The organism is Candidatus Sodalis endolongispinus, from assembly GCF_018777395.1.
Taxonomy (GTDB): Bacteria; Pseudomonadota; Gammaproteobacteria; order Enterobacterales; family Enterobacteriaceae; genus Sodalis_B; species Sodalis_B endolongispinus.
The window spans coordinates 788026-807009 of the sequence record NZ_JAFJYC010000001.1; the positions used below are offsets into that span (position 1 = coordinate 788026).

General features: G+C 55.4%; 12 protein-coding genes, 1 tRNA gene and 3 pseudogenes. 10 read left to right on the forward strand and 6 right to left on the reverse strand.

Going from position 1 to position 18984, the window contains the following annotated elements; genetic code table 11:
• Window position 1: 1 nt before the first annotated feature.
• The gene (gene tsaD / locus JZM24_RS03895; protein WP_215668626.1) at window positions 2-1021 is read right to left on the reverse strand and encodes a tRNA (adenosine(37)-N6)-threonylcarbamoyltransferase complex transferase subunit TsaD; all 1020 of its coding nucleotides are present in this window, start codon (window positions 1019-1021) and stop codon (window positions 2-4) included.
• A gap of 455 nt (window positions 1022-1476) precedes the next feature.
• Here tsaD and rpsU point away from each other — a divergent pair, with 455 nt between their 5' ends.
• The 3 genes from rpsU to rpoD all read left to right on the forward strand — a co-directional run bounded on the left by rpsU (window position 1477) and on the right by rpoD (window position 5567).
• Entirely contained in the window at window positions 1477-1692 is a 216-nt protein-coding gene (gene rpsU, locus JZM24_RS03900) for a 30S ribosomal protein S21 (protein WP_215668627.1), read from the forward strand.
• 127 nt (window positions 1693-1819) lie between these two features.
• On the forward strand, window positions 1820-3568 hold the full coding sequence (gene dnaG / locus JZM24_RS03905; protein WP_215668628.1) for a DNA primase: 1749 nt from the start codon (window positions 1820-1822) through the stop codon (window positions 3566-3568).
• Between the two features lie 151 nt (window positions 3569-3719).
• Window positions 3720-5567, forward strand: a complete 1848-nt coding sequence (rpoD, locus tag JZM24_RS03910; RefSeq protein ID WP_215668629.1) for an RNA polymerase sigma factor RpoD — start codon at window positions 3720-3722, stop codon at window positions 5565-5567.
• A 244-nt stretch (window positions 5568-5811) separates the two neighbouring features.
• Here rpoD and mug read toward each other — a convergent pair whose 3' ends face one another.
• Window positions 5812-6333, reverse strand: a complete 522-nt coding sequence (gene mug / locus JZM24_RS03915) for a G/U mismatch-specific DNA glycosylase (RefSeq protein ID WP_215668630.1) — start codon at window positions 6331-6333, stop codon at window positions 5812-5814.
• A 137-nt stretch (window positions 6334-6470) separates the two neighbouring features.
• On the opposite strand from mug, the gene JZM24_RS03920 reads away from it, so the two are divergent.
• The 3 genes and pseudogenes from JZM24_RS03920 to nadS all read left to right on the forward strand — a co-directional run bounded on the left by JZM24_RS03920 (window position 6471) and on the right by nadS (window position 7705).
• Window positions 6471-6546: transfer RNA gene (locus tag JZM24_RS03920), tRNA-Ile, on the forward strand.
• A gap of 553 nt (window positions 6547-7099) precedes the next feature.
• A pseudogene (locus tag JZM24_RS03925) lies at window positions 7100-7410 on the forward strand (type II toxin-antitoxin system RelE/ParE family toxin).
• 10 nt (window positions 7411-7420) lie between these two features.
• Entirely contained in the window at window positions 7421-7705 is a 285-nt protein-coding gene (gene nadS, locus JZM24_RS03930) for a NadS family protein (protein ID WP_281418202.1), read from the forward strand.
• A 369-nt stretch (window positions 7706-8074) separates the two neighbouring features.
• On the opposite strand, the pseudogene JZM24_RS03935 reads toward nadS, so the two are convergent.
• Window positions 8075-9211, reverse strand: a pseudogene (locus JZM24_RS03935) (IS3 family transposase).
• 166 nt (window positions 9212-9377) lie between these two features.
• Complete coding sequence (locus JZM24_RS03940; protein ID WP_215668632.1) at window positions 9378-9887, reverse strand: YncE family protein; 510 nt, start codon at window positions 9885-9887, stop codon at window positions 9378-9380.
• 644 nt (window positions 9888-10531) lie between these two features.
• Between JZM24_RS03940 and JZM24_RS03945 the strand changes: the two genes are divergently transcribed.
• Window positions 10532-11431, forward strand: a complete 900-nt coding sequence (locus tag JZM24_RS03945) for a LysR family transcriptional regulator (protein ID WP_215668633.1) — start codon at window positions 10532-10534, stop codon at window positions 11429-11431.
• Window positions 11432-11543: 112 nt separating this feature from the next.
• Here the strand turns inward: JZM24_RS03945 and lptG are convergent, their stop codons facing one another.
• Both lptG and lptF read right to left on the reverse strand, forming a co-directional pair.
• Complete coding sequence (gene lptG, locus JZM24_RS03950; RefSeq protein ID WP_215668634.1) at window positions 11544-12614, reverse strand: LPS export ABC transporter permease LptG; 1071 nt, start codon at window positions 12612-12614, stop codon at window positions 11544-11546.
• Window positions 12614-13714, reverse strand: coding sequence for an LPS export ABC transporter permease LptF (gene lptF / locus JZM24_RS03955; protein WP_215668635.1), 1101 nt, complete (start codon window positions 13712-13714; stop codon window positions 12614-12616). Before lptF ends, lptG begins: the two co-directional genes overlap by 1 nt.
• A 279-nt stretch (window positions 13715-13993) precedes the next feature.
• Between lptF and pepA the strand changes: the two are divergent.
• The 3 genes and pseudogenes from pepA (at window position 13994) to JZM24_RS03970 (ending at window position 18899) form a co-directional block, all read left to right on the forward strand.
• A pseudogene (pepA, locus tag JZM24_RS03960) lies at window positions 13994-15500 on the forward strand (leucyl aminopeptidase).
• Window positions 15501-15580: 80 nt separating this feature from the next.
• Complete coding sequence (locus JZM24_RS03965) at window positions 15581-16030, forward strand: DNA polymerase III subunit chi (RefSeq protein WP_215668636.1); 450 nt, start codon at window positions 15581-15583, stop codon at window positions 16028-16030.
• A gap of 13 nt (window positions 16031-16043) precedes the next feature.
• Entirely contained in the window at window positions 16044-18899 is a 2856-nt protein-coding gene (locus JZM24_RS03970; protein ID WP_215668637.1) for a valine--tRNA ligase, read from the forward strand.
• Window positions 18900-18984: the final 85 nt, after the last annotated feature.

An 18984-nucleotide genomic window follows, 5' to 3' on the forward strand; every position in this document is an offset into this window, starting at 1 on the left:
CTCAGGCGCCCAGCGCCGGCAATTCCTCCAGCGGCCAGCGCGGCCGTACCGACACCGCCAGACCCGCCTGTGCCCCGCCATGCAGCCGCACCATGCCCGCGTAAGCGATCATCGCGCCATTATCCGTACAAAACTCGGGACGGGCGTAAAACACCTCTCCGCCCCGCTGGCGCATCATTTCGCCCATACTCGCACGCAGCGACTGATTGGCGCTGACGCCGCCGGCCATCACCAACCGTTGGCAACCGGTCAGATCGAGCGCGCGCCGACATTTTATCATGAGCGTTTCCACCACCGCCTCCTCGAACGCCCGCGCGACGTCCGCGCGCGTCTGGTGATCATCGGCACCGGCGCGCACGGTGTTGGCGGCAAAGGTTTTCAGCCCGGAGAAGCTGAACGCCAGCCCCGGCCGGCCGGTCATCGGCCGCGGAAATTTGTAACGCCCCGGCACGCCCTGCTGCGCCAGACGCGCCAGCATCGGGCCGCCGGGATAGTCAAGCCCCATCAGCTTGGCGGTTTTATCGAACGCTTCTCCGGCGGCATCATCGATAGACTCCCCCAGTAGCCGATATTCGCCGATGCCGGTCACGGCGATAAGCTGGGTATGACCGCCGGAAACCAACAGCGCCACGAAGGGGAATGCCGGCGGATTCGCCTCCAGCATCGGCGCCAGCAAATGCCCTTCAATGTGGTGGACAGCGACAGCTGGCACCTCCCAGGCGTAGGCCAGCGCGCGGCCGACGGTGGCGCCGACCATTAACGCCCCCACCAGCCCCGGGCCGGCAGTGTAGGCCACCCCATGGATATCCGACGCCTGCAGGCCGGCCTCGGCCAGCGCCGCCTGGATAAGCGGCACGGTTTTACGGACATGATCGCGGGACGCCAGCTCCGGAACCACACCGCCATAATCGGCGTGCAGTTTCACCTGACTGTAAAGCTGGTTAGCCAGCAATCCTTGATGTTGATCGTAAATCGCCACGCCGGTTTCATCGCATGACGTCTCAATACCCAATACGCGCATAATCTTTACCACCCTTTTTTGCGGCGCACAGTTTACCATATTCTGCGCCGCTGCGCCGCCTGCGGACGACGGATTTGGCGTAAAACCCTTTCATCTCTGCGGCCGTCATGCTACAAAAACCGCTCTGGCGATGGCCGGGATCGCGGCAGAATGCCACAGCGGTCAACCGCGTTCCCGCCGCTTGCCCGCGGACGGTGTTAATGAAGGTCAGCGCCATCGGATCGTTTTTTTTGCGTCGTCATGCCCCGATCAGGGCCGACTTCGTGCCCGCTTTTTTGGCCGAATTTACGCCTGACATCAGCGGGTTGTGTGGCAACCGGCGTGCCGCGAATAAGATCACGCAGTGCGGCGCTTTACAAAGCAGGCAGGATTAGAGTAAAATTCCGCACCATTTTGAAAAGGATGGCACTGGTCAGCGACAAGATCCGAATTCTATCGAGGTGAGTGAGAGGCACATGCCGGTAATTAAAGTACGTGAAAACGAGCCGTTCGACGTAGCACTGCGTCGCTTCAAGCGTTCCTGCGAAAAAGCGGGTGTTCTGGCCGAAGTTCGTCGTCGCGAGTCCTATGAAAAACCGACGACCGAACGTAAGCGCGCAAAAGCGTCCGCCGTTAAACGTCACGCCAAGAAACTGGCTCGCGAAAACGCACGCCGCACTCGTCTGTATTGATTTTCCGGGGTGAGAGCCACCCAGGCCGCGTGATTAATCCGCAGACTTAGCTGTTGCATACGAAGGCCGTGCCATCCGGAAGGATTGCGCGGCTTGCTGTCGTTCAAGTGCTTACCTGACAGGGCTTATGGCTGGACGAATCCCACGTGTCTTTATCAATGACTTGTTGGCGCGTACCGACATCGTCGATCTTGTCGATGCGCGGGTAAAGCTCAAAAAGCAGGGCAAGAATTATCACGCCTGCTGTCCATTTCATCATGAAAAAACCCCGTCGTTTACCGTGAACGGCGAAAAGCAGTTTTATCATTGTTTCGGCTGTGGCGCCCATGGCAACGCCATCGATTTCCTGATGAATTACGACCGGCTGGAGTTCGTCGAATCCATCGAAGAGCTTGCCGCCCAGCACAGCCTGGAAGTGCCCTATGAAACGGGCACAGGCCCGAACCAGCAGGAACGCCACCAGCGACAAATCCTGTATCATCTGATGGACAAGCTCAGCGGCTTCTATCAGCAGGCATTGCGGGCGCAGACGGCGTCGGATGCGCGCCACTATCTGCAACAGCGCGGACTGAGCGAAGCGGTCATGACTCATTTTGCCATCGGCTTCGCGCCGTCGGGCTGGGATAACGTCATTAAGCGTTTCGGCCGCTCGGCGGAGGATCGCGCTTCGCTCAACGACGCCGGCATGCTGGTGGTCAATGACAACGGCCGCACTTACGACCGTTTTCGCGATCGCATCATGTTTCCCATCCGCGACAAACGCGGGCGGGTTATCGCTTTCGGTGGACGGATATTGGGCGAGGGTCAGCCGAAATACCTGAACTCGCCGGAAACCGATATTTTTCATAAGGGCCGCCAGCTGTACGGCCTGTACGAGGCCCAACGGCAGCACCCGGAATTAACCCGGCTGCTCGTGGTCGAAGGATATATGGATGTCGTGGCGCTGGCACAGTTCGGTATCGACTACGCGGTGGCTTCGTTGGGCACCTCGACCACCGCCGAGCATATACAGCTGTTATATCGCGCCACCTACCGGGTGATCTGCTGCTATGACGGCGACCGCGCCGGGCGGGAAGCTGCGTGGCGCGCGCTGGAAAACGCGTTGCCATATCTCACCGACGGCCGCCAGCTGCGTTTTATGTTTCTGCCGGACGGCGAGGATCCCGACACGCTGGTGCGCAAAATTGGCAAAGAGGCATTTGAGCAGCACATCGAACAGGCGCAGCCGCTGTCGACGTTTTTATTTGAAGCGCTGATGCCACAGGTGGACTTAAGCAGTCCCGACGGCCGCGCTAAGCTGAGCACGCTGGCGCTGCCGCTGATAGGCCAGGTGCCGGGCGAGACATTGCGTCTCTACCTGCGCCAGCAGTTGGGCAATAAACTCGGGATCCTTGACGACAGCCAACTGGAGAAACTGCTGCCCAAGGCGGCCTTAAAGGCAAATATTTCACCGCAAGCGCGGATAAAACGCACAACCATGCGTATACTGATAGGATTGCTGGTGCAACATCCGCGGCTTTCCATCCTGGTACCCACGGTGCAGGGGCTGGAGCAGGCAAGTCAGCCGGGTGTGCCGTTTTTTGTTGAATTAGTGCAGGCCTGCCAGTCCCAGCCGGGGTTAACCACCGGCCAGTTACTGGAGCAGTATCGGGAGAATAAATCCTACTCCCAGCTTGAAACCCTGGCGACCTGGAACCACATGATCATAGATGAAATGATCGAGGCGACATTTGTCGATACCCTGGCGAGTCTTTACGACTCCATACTTGAACACCGCCAGGAAGCGCTTATCGCCCGCGACCGGACCCACGGCCTGACGGCCGAAGAACGCCAGGAGCTCTGGTCGCTAAATCAGGCGCTGGCGAAAAAAACCTGAATGACGAGGCTTAATTGCCTATATCTGGCAGGGCAAGACCCTGCGTAATGCCGTATTGGGCTGCGGCGCGAAATAAATCCCAGATCTCTTGTTGGTGATGCGCTTTCACCAACCAACACCGAATATTACTCTGAAGTGTGGATACCGTCTTATGGAGCAAAACCCGCAGTCACAGCTTAAGCTGCTTGTCACACGTGGTAAGGAGCAAGGCTATTTGACCTTTGCCGAGGTCAATGACCATCTGCCGGAGGATATCGTCGACTCCGATCAGATCGAAGATATCATCCAGATGATAAATGACATGGGCATCCAGGTGATGGAAGAAGCACCGGACGCCGATGACCTACTGCTGGCCGAAACCACCTCCGACACCGATGAAGATGCGGCGGAAGCCGCGGCGCAGGTCTTGTCCAGCGTCGAGTCCGAAATTGGACGCACCACCGACCCGGTGCGCATGTACATGCGCGAAATGGGTACCGTGGAGCTGCTGACCCGCGAAGGCGAGATCGATATCGCCAAGCGTATCGAAGATGGCATCAATCAGGTCCAGTGCTCGGTCTCCGAGTACCCTGAGGCTATCACCTACCTGCTGGAACAGTACGACCGCGTCGAAGCCGGCGAGGCCCGCCTGTCCGATCTTATCACCGGCTTCGTCGACCCTAACGCGGAAGGAGATATGACGCCTACCGCGACCCATATCGGCTCTGAACTCTCCGCCGAAGAAATCGCCGATGACGACGACGAGGATGAAGAGGACGGCGACGACGACAGCTCGGACGACGATAACAGCATCGATCCAGAGCTGGCGCGGCAGAAATTCGTTGAGCTGCGCGAGCAGTACGAAGTTACTCGTAACGTTATCAAAACCAACGGGCGCAGCCATGCTAAATCGGCCGCTGAGATTTTGAATCTTTCCGACGTATTCAAACAGTTCCGCTTAGTGCCGAAGCAGTTTGATTACCTGGTCAACAACATGCGCGCCATGATGGATCGCGTGCGTACCCAGGAACGTCTTATCATGAAATTGTGCTTTGAAATCAGCAAGATGCCGAAGAAAAACTTCGTCACGCTGTTAGCCGGCAATGAAACCAGCGAAAGCTGGTTCAAAGCCGCGCTGGCGATGAACAAGCCCTGGTCGGAAAAACTGCACGAAGTCGATGATGACGTGCACCGCAGCCTGCAGAAGCTGCGCCTGATTGAAGATGAAACCGGTTTGACCATCGAACAGGTGAAGGATATCAACCGCCGTATGTCGATCGGCGAAGCCAAGGCGCGGCGCGCCAAGAAAGAGATGGTTGAGGCTAACCTGCGTCTGGTTATTTCCATCGCCAAAAAATACACCAACCGCGGCCTGCAGTTCCTGGATTTGATCCAGGAAGGCAATATCGGTTTGATGAAGGCGGTGGACAAATTTGAATACCGCCGCGGCTACAAGTTTTCCACCTACGCCACCTGGTGGATCCGTCAGGCCATCACCCGCTCTATCGCCGACCAGGCGCGCACCATCCGTATTCCGGTGCATATGATTGAGACCATCAACAAACTCAACCGTATCTCCCGGCAGATGCTGCAGGAAATGGGACGCGAACCGACGCCCGAAGAGCTGGCGGAACGCATGCTGATGCAGGAGGATAAAATCCGTAAGGTGCTCAAGATTGCCAAAGAGCCTATCTCCATGGAAACGCCTATCGGCGACGATGAAGATTCGCACTTGGGGGATTTCATCGAGGACACCACCCTCGAGCTGCCGTTGGACTCCGCCACTTCGGAGAGCCTGCGTTCAGCCACCCATGATGTGCTGGCCGGACTTACCGCGCGTGAAGCCAAGGTCCTGCGCATGCGGTTCGGTATCGACATGAATACCGACCATACGCTGGAAGAAGTCGGCAAACAGTTTGACGTCACCCGCGAGCGAATCCGTCAGATCGAAGCGAAAGCGCTGCGCAAGCTGCGTCACCCGAGCCGTTCTGAGGTCCTGCGCAGCTTCCTGGACGATTAAGCTCCGGTTTTGCTGGCGGCCCTTTCCTTAAGGCTCTCAACACATCGCCCCGCATCACACTGCGGGGTTTTTTATTGCCCGCCGCCCAGCGCGGGCGTCAGGCACGCAAGGCCATCGCATCTAAATATCAAGACGTGTCCCACAACGCGGCTGGCCTAAGTCGTGAGACGCTTTCTGTAAGGTCGCTGGCTCCATTAACCGAAGTGGCCAACTAGCCCGCCGGCCATGACGGCGGTGGAATTGGCTAACGTGTCGTTAACGAAGGGGGCGGGAGCGCGTCGGACAAAGCGCGATACGCCGCCAGCAATGCATCGCCGCTCATGCGGTTAAGCCCGCTGGGATTGGGCAAAACCCACAACTGCGTGGCGCCAATGCGCATTTCCTGCCGCCCCCATGGCGCATTTTTCACGCGAAATGCCTGGCAGAGTAAGCTTGCTTGCCTAAAATCGCCAGCGCCTGCGGCTGGAACGTTTCTATCTTGGCCATCAACCGCTCGCCACCCTGCCGGTATTCCGCCAGCGACAACTCTGAGGCTTCGGTGGTAGGCCGCGTCACCAACCAGCATCGTGATCCCGCACCCGGTCTCCAGCAACCGCTGCTCCTCCTCCGGCTGCAGTTGGTGCGCCGTAAAACCCGCAAGGTGAATGATCTTCCAGAAGCGATTATTGGCATTGGCAAAATGCACCCCTTTATGCGCGCTGGACAACCCCGGATTGATACCGCAGAACACCACCCTTAGCCCCTGCCTGAGAATATCTTCTATCATTTAACCCTCTCTATCATCTCTGGCCGTGACGCCAATAATTAACAATTTTAGCCAAAAAACGGCGATAAATCATCCATCTGGCGGGAGTCGCTATAGACCCGGTTGGCGGCATCATTTATAATCAACGACCGCAAGGCGGCCCCTTAGCTCAGTGGTTAGAGCAGGCGACTCATAATCGCTTGGTCGCTGGTTCAAGTCCAGCAGGGGCCACCACGTTTTATAATAAAAATTATGTGGTTAGGTCGTATCTCACGATAGTTTTTTCGTTATCTGTCTTGCCCCTGCAGATAAGCCTGAGACAAACAACGCACGGATTAGCGTCTGTTTTTGGTTGTATGAAAAATACCGACCAAATCCCCCCCCAACGTCCGCGAATGTGCTTTTTCTACTAGGGTAATAGGAGAAGGATATCTCTGAATTGAAAACTGATTAGGACTCCGCCCCCGCACTTAGCACTAATTTCTGCGAAATGTCGGCTATGGTATCTGCTGTCATTAATCGTTGCTGGCTTTGCGCAGCATGGGCAAATAGCTTTTATTTATTAGTTTGGTGGCAGTTTTCGCGGCTTCCGCTTCCCCTCACGATCAAGAATTTCAAGCATCAGCGACAAAACGCTTTGGCAATAAGCCTTTTGGTGAACATAGCCAGCAAGTGATTCCCGCGCAGTGAGAGAAAAATCCGGTCTATTAGCTTAACTATACGCCATTGACTTATACCCGCGATACGATAGCATGGCTCAAAATATACGCCAATGACGTACCACAACATGCTGTTTATCGAAACCCTATTTTCACCGAAGATGTAAAGGAACTATTGAACGATGACGAATACGGCGAGTTTCAGCAGTTCATGGCAGATAACCCCGATTGGGGGGATGTAATACAAAATACTGGCGGCCTGCGTAAAGTCCCCTGGGCGGCCAGAGGCAGGGGCAAGCGTGGAGGTTTCCCTATTATTTACTATTACAAGGTCACTGAATCACAAATCAGGCTATTGCTAATCTATAAAAAGGGCGTCCAGGATGATTTATCCCAGGACGACAAGCGCTGGTTGAGGGCGTTAAACGAGGGTTGGTAATGGAAAAAAACTGTTTGATCGTCTAAAACAAAGCATGACGCAAATAAATGAAATCGTCGAAGGTTCCCGCGAACCCTCTTGCGAGACAAATGTTATCGCCGTTAAGGTTAAAGCTATCAGAACGGCTACAGGGTTGTCACAAAGCGGATTTGCTAAGCTGATTTCGGTCAATGTTGATACGTTAAAGAATTGGGAGCAGGGCAGACGTGAACCCACTGGCCCGGCTAAGGCCCTTTTAAAAGCCATTGAGCGCGACCCGCTACACGTGATTCCAGCATTATCAACTAAACCTTGACCCGTAAATTCAAACCAGCTTGCCAGCTGGTTTTTTTAACATTTCCTACCTGGGGATCGCTGGGATAAAGCTGAATCACTAACTTCCAAACAGATTAGAAATTTGAAAAATACCTTCACAAAACAGAAGGTAACCATCAACGAACAGTCCCCATCAGTGAGGATTTTTATAAAGCTTTACCAAAACTAGAAAAGTCAGGAAGATTATTCAAGTCTTGTTACGCTGCTTTTTGTAGAGCAGTTGAACGGGCTAATATGTATCTACCGACCGGTCAACTGTCACATGTTTTACGTCACACATTTGCCTCATCTTTTATGATGAACGGTGGTGATTGATCTTGCCCCGCCATCTCCGTACAGCTTTTGTATCTTAAGTTAACGAAGCCCGCTGCCGCCGGTATTCTCTCGGAGAGTGATATCCCAGCGCGCTGTGCGGATGGTTTTCATTGTAATGCGTGAAAGCTGCTGCAAGGTTTCGCAGGGCTGTTCTCGCATCCGGTTTTGGCATGAACTCGATATAGTCTTCCTTCATCGTCTTCACGAACCGTTCGGCCATGCCATTGCTCTGCGGGCTGCTCACCGCTGTTGTGCAGGGCTCCAGATCCAGTTCTCTGGCGAACCTCTGCGTTTCATGCGCGGTATACGCTGAACCGTTGTCCGTCAACCACTGCACCGCTGTATCGGGTAACCTGTCGCCGAAGCGCTTTTCTACCGACCTCAGCATCACATCCTGCACGGTCGAACTGTCGTAGCCTACAGTGCTCGCAGCCCAGTCTATGGCCTCTCTGTCGCAGCAGTCCAGTGCGAAGGTGACCCGCAGTTTTTCACCGTTGTCGCAGCCGAACTCGAAGCCATCTGAACACCAGCGCATATCGCTTTCTGCCACCGCGATCCTGCCCTTATGCTCACGCCTCGGCCGCTCTGGTTTTCAATGTAATAACAGCAGGTTATGCTCACACATGATCCTGTAAAGTCGTTTCGCATTTACCGCGGCAGTCCCTCTGCGCGACGTTGTTTACGCAGGATGCCCCACACCCGCCGATAGCCGTAGCTGGGCATATCGCTGATGATGTCGAGGATGTCCGACAGTATTTCAGCGTCTGCTTCGTCATTACGCCGGTTACAGCGCCTGTCCTGTGCTATTCCCCTGCCTTTGGCAACAAGGGCGCGTGCGCTATCCATTTTCGTGACTGGCCGTACTCCACGGCTTCTTTTAGGATCTCAACCTCCATCGTCTTCTTACCCAGAAGGCGCTGGAGCTCCCGGACCTGCTTCAATGCAGCTGCAAGCTCAGAGGCAGGAACAACGTCCTCCCGGCAGCCACGGCGGTGAGGTTGCCTTCCTGATATTGCTTTTTCCACTTAAACAGCAGGCTGGGCTGGATACCGTGCAGTCGTGCGAGATGGGAGACATTCATGCCGGGCTCCATCGTCTGCTGAATAATGGCCATTTTTTCCTGAGGAGTTTTACGTTTACGGACTTCTTGACCTAACAGGATCCCGGTCATATCAAAATTGGCGTTAGTGTTAGACATATATTTAAGCCTATCTCTTATCTGGAGATACAGCTACTGTCTGGTGTTTCAGGGGGCTAAATCACCCGGCATCGCAATGGTATCCAGCACGCGTCCCGGCGAGACGGCAATATCTACCGCGGTAATGCTGGCATCTTCCTCATTTTCCGTGAACAGTTTTATCCCCGAGGGGGGTCATGGTCAAGCGGTGGGTGTTAGCATCGGGGGTAGCGATCTGGTCAACCAGCCGGTCATCATCGGTGTCGATCACCACGATCGCGCGGCTATTCTCACAGCATAGATGAAGCCGCCCGTCATCGCCGATGCGCCCGGTATGCGGAGATTGCAGCGGGCTGATGTCGATAAAGCCCTTCAGCACCCGTCGCGCCAGATCGATAACGGCAATTTTATGCCCCGGATGCGGCTTGTCGCCGTGTACGCCGTCGCCGTAAAGGGGAACATAAGCCTTCATTTTTGACGCCGCGATCACCAACTCATGGGGGCGAGGAGGAAAGCCGTTTAACCTTTGCTGTACAGCGTAACTGACGGGATCAAGAAACAGGACGCTTGAGCCTTGTTTGTCTACAGCAATCAGGCCATAGGCGCCGGCGAGTGTGGTGATAGTGGCTTTCCCTTCTTGGCAATATCTACCCCGAGAATAGTTCATCATGCAAGGTTTGGCGCCAACGCGCGCAGCGTTTACACTGGCAATACCGGCTGCGGCGCCGGTAGCGACAACGGCACTGCCCTCGTTCTGGCTGCAGCAGCGACACCAGTGCACCTACGGTGGTACAGACACCCGTATCTTCATAGACGCAAGGCGGGTGCATAAGGCGGTAACAACGACCAGATATCAGGTGAGGTCTTCTTGCGGAAATGATGCTCATTATCATGAGAATCATTAGCCATTAATTTATTTGAGATTTAATAATATATTAAATAGCAATAAAAGCAGCCGAACGGCGGGGGGGTTTAATGTATGTCGTGCATATTAAAATAAATAACCTACTATTTACCCACAGATAATAACATTATTCCATGTGAAGCAAAAAGGAGGTCAAGCCAGCAATAGCGCCCGCTGCGGGGTGATCGGTCGGCAAAGCGATAACTCTGGACCAAAGGGGAAGGTTAATTTAATGTTGTCATAATTAAAAAATCAAAGATAGAATCATTAGTTACCAAAAGCAGTTAACTATCGCGCCCAATGTTATTTTCGTTCCCGACCTTGCCAGGAGCGTTTAATGACTTGGATTCCTTAATATTCGTTCACTAACGAATATCTCACAAACCAGCCATTTAACGAATGCCTCTTATATGAATAACTTTGATTTTAATTTATTAGTGGTTCTCAACGCATTACTGGAAGACTGTAGCGTCAATCTGGCTGCCAGGAAGCTAAACGTCACCGCGCCGGCCATCAGCAAGTCGCTGAATAAAATCCGCGCCTTATTCAATGATCCGATTCTGGTGCGCAGCGGCACCAAATTAATTCCCACACCCAAGGCGATTGCATTAAAGGAGAATGTTAGACAACTCGTCAATCGGATTGAATCCATGCTGAACACCAATATGGCGTTTGAGCCGCATACCACCACAGTCTCATTTACCATCGCCGCCAACGCCACTATCGTGTTCACCATCAACGCGCTGCTGTTTTGCGAGGTTCAGCGCAGCGCGCCAAATGTGTTTATTAATCTGGTGCACGATTCGGACTATGACGACGATTTTCTCCGCTCTAACGATATTGATCTCTATATCGGCGAGATGCGCGATTTAAACCCAGAGATTACCATTCGCACTATTCACTCGGCGAAATGTTACTTTATGTGCCGTTGCGGCCATCCTATCCTGGCCAGCGATAAAAGCATGGACAATTTGCTCAAATATCACTTTGTGCAAACTAAGGAGAAGTATCCGACGGGGACCGACGAGGCGGCGAAATATTTCTGGTCGGCACGCCATGTGATGGGGGCCACTCCGGGCTATATGGCGACCATGAACGCCATTACCCATTCCGATGCGCTGGCTATCGTGCCTGACTTTGTGGTCACCACAATGAAAAAATTGAATGTGGCGGTGGAATTTTTCAGCGCCGACTTCGATCTGGGTAAGCGCAGTATAATCCAGGCATGGCACTCAAAACATAATCATTCACCGTGCCATAAGTGGTTGCGGGATTTGACCAAAGGCATGTTTATTGACAGCATGAAATAACTTTACGCTGTCGGCATGACACAGCATTAAGGTCCAAAATGAAAGCCACGGCAATAAAAAACGGCGCTGACGGTATTTCCGATCAGCGCCTCACCAGGGAATATCGAACGCGTCACCGACGCCGTAACAGCATGACAATGCTGATAATGAGAAACGCCATACTGGGGAGCAATGCCCCGAACACAGGCGGCATGTTGTACACCATACTTAGCGGTCCGAAGATCTGATCTAACACATAAAACAAGAAACCGAAACTTATCCCGGTAACCACCCGTACCCCCATAGGGACGCTGCGTAGCGGTCCGAAAATAAACGACAGCGCCATCAGCATCATCACCACCACCGAGAACGGCGAGAAAATCTTGCTCCACATATTCAGCTGGTAACGGTTGGATTCCTGCCCGCTCTGCTTGAGATAGTTGACGTAATTGTACAGCCACGAGATGGACAACGAATTGGGCTCCAGGGCGACAACCCCCAGTTTATCCGGCGTGAGATTGGTCTTCCATTCGCCGTTCAGGGTTTGCCGGCCGGTAATTTGCTTATCGTTGGTCAAATCCGATTCGTCCACCTGTGACAATTTCCAACTGCCGTTGCTGAACGTGGCGGTGGCGGCATAACGCAGAGACTGCAGCCGCTCCGCTTTATCAAAATGGTAAATATTGACGCCGGCCAGTTCATCGCTGCCCACCACCCGTTCGATGAAAATAAAGTCGTTACCGTCCTTGGCCCACAGCCCGTTCTGGGTTGAGAGCATGGAACCGCCGTAAATCATCTGGGTGCGATAATTGTAGGCCATTTGCTCACCCGCCGGCGCCACCCATTCACCGATAGCCATGGTCAAGAGCACCAGCGGAATAGCGGTTTTCATCACCGAGCCGGCCACATGCATACGGCTGAAACCGGACGCCTGCATCACCACCAGTTCACTGCGGGTCGCCAGCGAACCCAGCCCCAGCAGCGCACCCAACAGCGCCGCCATCGGGAAGAAAATCTCGATGTCCTTGGGGACGCTGAGCAGGGTAAACAACCCCGCGCCCAGCGCCGAATAGCCGCCCTGGCCAACTTTGCGCAGCTGTTCGACGAATTTGATAATGCCCGATAGCGATACCAGCATGAACAGGGTCATCATGATGGTACTGAATATCGTTTTACCGATATAGCGGTCTAACACACCAAACATCAGGCCGCTCCTCTCGCATGCAGACGCCCGCGAAGCCTTATCGCCGGTATGCTGTCCCATAAATTCAGTATCAGCGCCAGCGCCAGGTACGCCACATTGGTCAGCCACATCCACAGCATCGGGTCAAGCTTGCCCTTGGCGCCGTTAGAACGCAGCGAAGTTTGCAGCAGGAAGAAAATCAAATACAGCAACATCGCCGGCAGCATGCTCAGGACCCGCCCCTGGCGTGGGTTGACCACCGACAACGGCACCACCATCATAGCCATGATCAGCACCGAAACCACCAGTGTAAACCGCCAATTCAGTTCGGCGCGCGCCTCGGGCTCCGGCGAGCGCCACAGCTGGCGCAGCGACATCTGCTCAGCATCGGTGCCGTCCACCGCCACCGCCCGGTGACCGATAACCGCCTGATATTGAGTGAAATCGGTAATGCGGAAATCGCGCAACAGCGCGGTCCCCTCATAGCGGGTACCCTTGTCCAGCATGACCAGTTGCGATCCGTCCGGCCGCTGGCTCATATGGCCGCGGTCCGCTATCACCACGGAAGGGCGCGCGTTGCTGTTCGGCTTAAGCTGCGCCAGGAATACATGTTCAAAGCCTTTATCTTTGACGTTGCCGACGAATAGCACCGAATTGCCGTTTTCCGCCGGTTTAAACTTCCCCTCGACCAGCGCCGCCATGCTGGGATTGGCCTTAGCTTCCGACATGACCAGATCCTGATGGCGCGACGACCAGGGTGAAAGCCATACCACATTCACCGCCGCCAGTACCGCGGTAATCAGGCTGAGCAGCAGCGCTGCGCGGATCAAAATGCTTTTACCCAACCCGCAGGCGTGCATAACCGTAATTTCGCTTTCGGTGTACATCCGGCTCAAGGTCATCAACAACCCCAGAAAAATACTCAGGGGAAGGATTAATTGCGCCATTTCCGGCACGCCAAAGCCGAGTAAGGACAAAACCAGGTTTGTCGGGATATCGCCATCCACCGCCGCGCCCAGGATCCGCACCAGCTTTTGACAGAAGAAAATCAAAACCAGGATGAACAGGATGGCGAGCTGGATTTTAAATGTCTCCCGAACCAGATATCTAGTGATTATCACGCTTATTTCGCCTGTGAAAACTTGTATTTTTGCAGAAAAATCGATAATTTCATCGCTAATCCCTCATTAATACGTATCAAACAGCCACCTTTATCGCTAGATAGAGTATAACAACATTAAGCGTTCGGCTGAGCCATGAGAACGCACTGATTGTCGACAGAATAGCGTCCTTTGCGTCGTTCAGATTAACACATAGAATGAATGCAAAGGCGGGACGATGACGGGAAAGTCTATTTTATCCCGCGCTTCCGTCTTTGTCTTTAAGATTCAGGAGAGTGCATGGAGTTCAGTGTAAAAAGCGGTAGCCCGGAAAAACAACGCAGCGCCTGTATCGTCGTCGGGGTATTTGAACCACGTCGTCTGTCCCCGATTGCCGAACAGCTTGATAAAATTAGCGATGGCTATATTAGCGCGCTGCTGCGCCGTGGTGAACTGGAAGGCAAGGTCGGACAGACGCTGCTGCTGCATCATGTCCCGAATGTGCTGTCCGAGCGAATTTTGCTTATCGGCTGCGGTAAAGAGCGCGAGCTGGATGAGCGCCAGTATAAGCAGGTCATTAACAAAACCATTAATACGCTGAACGACACCGGCTCAATGGAGGCCGTGTGCTTTTTGACCGAGCTGCATGTCAAAGGGCGTAATACCTATTGGAAAGTACGCCAGGCGGTGGAAACGGCGAAAGAGTCGCTTTATACCTTCGATCAGCTGAAAAGCAATAAAATCGAACCGCGCCGACCGCGGCGCAAAATGGTATTCAATGTGCCGACGCGCCGCGAGCTGACCAGCCGCGAGCGCGCGATTTCGCACGGTCTGGCGATTGCCGCCGGCATCAAGGCCGCTAAAGACTTGGGCAACATGCCGCCTAATATTTGCAATCCCGCTTACCTGGCCTCCCAGGCGCGCCAGCTGGCCGACGGCTACGGCAAAACCACCACCACCCGGGTTATCGGCAAACAGCAGATGAAAGAGCTGGGGATGAACGCCTATCTGGCGGTAGGCCAGGGCTCGGCCAATGAATAGCTGATGTCGGTCATCGAATATAAGGGCAGCCCTGACGCCGACGCGCGGCCTATTGTGCTAGTCGGTAAAGGCCTGACCTTTGACGCCGGCGGCATTTCCATCAAGCCCGCCGACAGCATGGATGAAATACGATATGTGCGGCGCCGCGACCGTGTATGGCGTGATGCGCATGGCGATGGAGCTTAATTTGCCGCTGAATATCGTCGGCGTTCTGGCCGGCTGCGAAAACATGGTGGACGGCCGCGCATTCCGGCCCGGCAATGTGTTGACCACCCTTTCCGGCCAAACGGTGGAAGTATTGAATACCGATGCCGAGGGGCGGTTGGTGCTGTGCGATGCCCTCGCCTACGTCGAGCGTTTCGATCCGGAGGTGGTAATTGATGTCGCCACGCTGACCGGCGCCTGCGTTATCGCGCTAGGGCATCATTTGACCGGGCTGATGTCGAACCATAATCCTCTGGCCCATGAGCTTATCGGCGCCGCCGAGCAAGCCGGGGACCGCGCCTGGCGTTTGCCGCTGGGGGATGAGTTTCAGGAGAAGCTGGAATCGAATTTCGCCGATATGGCGAACATCGGCGGCCGGCCGGGCGGCGCGATTACCGCCGGCTGCTTCCTGTCCCGTTTCGCGCGTAAATATAATTGGGCGCATCTGGACATCGCCGGTACCGCCTGGCGCTCCGGTAAAGCCAAGGGCGCCACGGGCCGTCCGGTGGCGATGCTGTCGCAATTCTTGCTTAACCGCGCCGGACTCAACGGTGACGAGTAACCGTAAAAAAGGTATGCTTGCACGGGCGGCGCTTGCCGCCCGCTGTTTTTTCCGTAACCCCCTTGTTGACTTAACGGCACATGAAAAACGCAACTTTCTACCTGCTCGACCACCATGCCATCAGCGATGGGCTGACCGCCGTGGAGCGGCTCGCCTGCGATTTGGCGGCCGATAAATGGCGGCAGGGGAAACGGGTGCTTATCGCCTGTGAGGACGATGCTCAGGCGCTTAGGCTCGACGAGGCGCTGTGGGCGCGCGATCCCCATGCGTTCGTGCCGCATAACCTGGCGGGGGAAGGTCCGCGCTACGGCGCGCCGGTGGAACTTTGCTGGCCGCAGCGCCGCGGCAGTGCGCCGCGGGATCTGCTGATTAGCCTGCTGCCGGCCTGTGCGGATTTTGCCTCCGCTTTCCATGAAGTGATAGACTTCGTCCAGGATGAAGATGCTTTAAAACAGTTGGCGCGCGATCGTTACAAAGCGTATCGCAGCGTCGGCTTCCAATTGACTACGGCCACGCCGCCAACGCATTGATTAACGACGCATAATGGACAAAACATACAATCCCAAAGATATCGAGCAGCCGCTGTATGAGCACTGGGAGCAGCAGGGCTATTTTAAGCCGAACAACGATACCCGGCAGGATAGCTACTGCATCATGATCCCGCCGCCCAACGTGACCGGCAGCTTGCATATGGGCCATGCCTTCCAGCAGACCATTATGGATACCCTGATTCGTTATCAGCGTATGCAGGGCAAAAATACCCTGTGGCAGGCGGGTACCGATCACGCCGGCATCGCGACGCAGATGGTGGTGGAGCGGCAAATCGCCGCTGAAGAGGGCAAAACCCGGCACGATTACGGCCGCGACGCCTTTATCGACAAGATTTGGCAGTGGAAAGCGCAATCCGGCGGCACGATTACCCATCAAATGCGCCGGCTGGGTGACTCCGTGGACTGGGAACGCGAGCGGTTCACCATGGACGAAGGGCTGTCCAACGCGGTGAAAGAAGTGTTCGTGCGCCTGTACCAGGAAGATTTGATTTACCGCGGCAAACGCCTGGTGAACTGGGACCCGAAATTACGCACCGCGATTTCTGATCTGGAGGTGGAGAACCGCGAGTCGAAAGGCGCCATGTGGCATCTGCGCTACCCCCTTGCCGACGGCGTGCGTACCGCCGACGGTCTGGATTATCTGGTGGTCGCCACCACACGGCCGGAAACCATGCTCGGCGATACCGGCGTGGCGGTGAACCCGGAAGACTCGCGCTATCGCGATTTAATAGGTCAGTTCGTCATTCTACCGCTGGTCGGCCGCCGCATCCCGATTGTCGGCGACGAGCACGCCGATATGACTAAAGGCACCGGCTGCGTCAAAATCACGCCGGCCCATGACTTTAACGACTATGAGGTCGGTAAGCGCCACGCGCTGCCGATGATCAACATCCTGACCTTTGACGGCGATATCCGTCAGGACGGCGAGGTATTCGATACCTCCGGAGAGGCCAGCGACGTCGTGTCAGGGGAAATTCCGGCGCCCTTACGTGGCCTGGAGCGCTTAGCCGCCCGCAAGGCGATCGTGGCGGAATTCGATCGCCTGGGCCTGCTGGTCGAGGTCAAAGCCCACGATCTCATGGTCCCTTATGGCGATCGCGGCGGCGTGGTTATCGAGCCGATGCTGACCGACCAATGGTACGTCCGCACCGCACCGCTGGCGAAAGTGGCGGTGGACGCGGTGGAACAGGGCGAGATCCAGTTCGTGCCGAAGCAGTACGAAAACATGTATTTCAGCTGGATGCGCGATATACAGGATTGGTGCATTTCCCGCCAGCTGTGGTGGGGCCACCGTATACCGGCCTGGTATGACGCCGAGGGGCGGGTCTATGTGGGCCGCAGCGAGGCCGAAGTCCGCCAGCAGCATCAGTTGGCGGATGACGTGACGCTGCGCCAGGACGACGACGTGCTGGATACCTGGTTCTCTTCCGGGCTGTGGACCTTCTCAACCCTCGGCTGGCCGGAAAACACCGACGCGCTGCGCACCTTCCACCACACAAGCGTAGTGGTAAGCGGCTTCGACATTATCTTCTTCTGGATTGCGCGCATGATCATGCTGACCCTGCATTTCATCAAGGATGACGATGGTAAGCCGCAGGTGCCGTTCAAAACCGTCTACATGACCGGTTTGATTCGCGATGAGGAAGGGAAGAAGATGTCCAAGTCCAAAGGTAACGTCATTGATCCGCTGGACATGGTGGATGGCATCTCGCTGGCTGATTTGATCCAAAAGCGTACCGGCAACATGATGCAGCCGCAGCTGGCGGACAAAATCCGCAAACGCACCGAAAAACAGTTTCCCAACGGCATCGAGCCGCACGGTACCGATGCGCTGCGCTTCACGCTGGCGGCGCTGGCCTCTACCGGTCGCGATATCAACTGGGACATGAAACGTCTGGAGGGGTATCGCAATTTCTGCAATAAATTGTGGAACGCCAGCCGTTTCGTATTGATGAACACCGAAGCGCAGGACTGCGGTTTCCACGGTGGCGACAAAGTGTTGTCGCTGGCGGATCGCTGGATCCTGGCGGAATTTAACCAGACGGTGAAGGCGTTCCGCGAGGCGCTGGATAATTATCGCTTCGATCTGGCGGCCGGTATTTTATACGAGTTTATCTGGAACCAGTTCTGCGACTGGTATCTGGAGCTGACCAAGCCGGTGATGAGAGGCGGCAGCGACGCCGAGCTGCGCGGTACGCGTCATACTCTGGTTACGGTGCTGGAAGCGCTACTGCGGTTGGCGCACCCGATCATTCCGTTTATCACCGAAACCATCTGGCAGCGGGTGAAAACCCTTACCGGCAACCAGGGGGACACCCTGATGCTGCAACCGTTTCCGTCCTACGATGCGGCGCGAGCGGATGCCGACGCGCTCACCGATTTGGAATGGATCAAGCAAGCGATCGTCGCGGTGCGTACCATTCGCGCCGAGATGAATATCGCCCCCGGCAAGCCGTTAGCGGTGCTGCTGCGCCAGGCATCCCCCACGGTAGTGCGGCGGGTGAACGAGAATCTGAGCTTTATGCTCACCCTGGCGCGGCTTGACAGCATTACCCTGCTGCCGGCGGACGATAAAGGGCCGGTTTCCGTCACCCAGATTATCGACGGCGCCGAATTGCTGATTCCGATGGCGGGTCTGGTCGATAAGGACGCCGAACTGTACCGTCTGGCGAAAGAAGCCGCGCGCATCGACGGCGAAATCAGCCGTATTGCCGCCAAGCTTGGCAACGAGGGCTTTATCGGCCGTGCGCCGGAGGCGGTGGTGGCGAAAGAGCGCGAGAAGCTGGAAAGCTACCAGCAATCCAGGGCGAAATTGCTGGAACAGCAGGCGATTATCGCCGGTTTATAAGCGCGCCAGTGCGGTTTTCCCGGCGCACCATGGCCGGGGCCAGCGCCCCGGCGGGTTTCGGTTGCATCGGTGGGCCCTGCGGTGC